The following is a 1,250-nucleotide window of genomic DNA, read 5'->3' on the forward strand; positions in this document are numbered from 1 at the left end:
TTCATGCCCGTCACGCTGCCCGACGTGTCCAATTCGGAAGTAAAACGTTTGTTACAAATTCAGGATAAATTAATAAAAACCGTTCCCGAAGTAAGCCATGTGATGGGAAAAGCGGGTCGGGCCAATACCGCTACCGACAATTCACCCATCAGTATGTTGGAAACGATTGTGCTTCTCAAACCCAAAAATGAATGGCGGGAAGGGAAAACCAAAGACGACATTATCAACGAGCTGAATGCCAAACTCCAAATTCCGGGCGTAACCAACGGCTGGACGCAACCCATCATCAACCGCATCAATATGCTTTCTACGGGCATTCGTACCGACGTCGGCTTGAAAGTTTACGGCCAAAGTCTGGACTCCATCAACGGGGTTTCGCAGATGCTCAAAAAACAACTGGAAGGAATAGAAGGAATCAAAGATTTGTACGTAGAGCCAATTACGGGCGGAAAATACATCGACGTAGTGGTAAAGAAGGAAGAGATTGGCCGCTACGGCCTGAGTGTGGATGACGTAAACATGATTGTAGAAAGTGCATTGGGCGGTATGATTCTCACCACCACCGTTGAAGGGCGACAGCGGTTTACGGTCAATGCCCGTTTTGCGCAGGATTTCAGAAACAACATTCAGGCCCTCAAACGAATGCAGGTACAGACGGCAGGTTATGGCCCAATTCCGCTGGAATCCGTCGCCGAAGTAAAGATTTCGGAAGGCCCACCCATGATTAATTCTGAAAATGCCATGCTGAGAGGCACCGTCCTGTTTAACGTCCGCGACCGGGATTTAGGAAGCACCGTTGAAGAGGCAATGAAGAAATTGGAGGCTTCGGTCCAAAAACTACCCAAGGGCTATTTTATTGAATGGAGCGGGCAATGGGAGAATCAACTTCGGGCTAATCGTACCCTCAAAATCATCCTGCCGATTGTGCTCGTGATTATCTTTTTCGTACTCTATTTCACCTATAACTCTATGAAAGAGGCGCTTGTCACGATGATTACCGTGCCATTTGCCCTCATCGGTGGGGTGTACATGGTGTATTTTTACGGCGTAAATCTTTCCGTAGCGGTGGCCGTCGGCTTTATTGCGCTCTTCGGAATGGCCATCGAAACCGCGATGCTGATGACCATTTATCTCAACGAAGCCATGCAGCATTTGGTGGCCGAAAAAGGAAACTCCAAAGAAACGATTACCAATGCTGACCTGCGTGAGTACGTGATTCGGGGCGCTGCACAACGCCTCCGTCCTAAATT

Annotated in this window: 1 protein-coding gene; it reads left to right on the forward strand. The window is 48.4% G+C overall.

What is annotated here, in order from left to right:
• Positions 1-1,250, forward strand: a 1,250-nt coding sequence (locus NCI00_RS29345) for an efflux RND transporter permease subunit (RefSeq protein ID WP_253533524.1), incomplete at both ends; no start/stop codon positions are given.

The sequence above is a fragment of the Runella salmonicolor genome (genome assembly GCF_024158025.1).
In the GTDB taxonomy this organism is placed as follows: domain Bacteria; phylum Bacteroidota; class Bacteroidia; order Cytophagales; family Spirosomataceae; genus Runella; species Runella salmonicolor.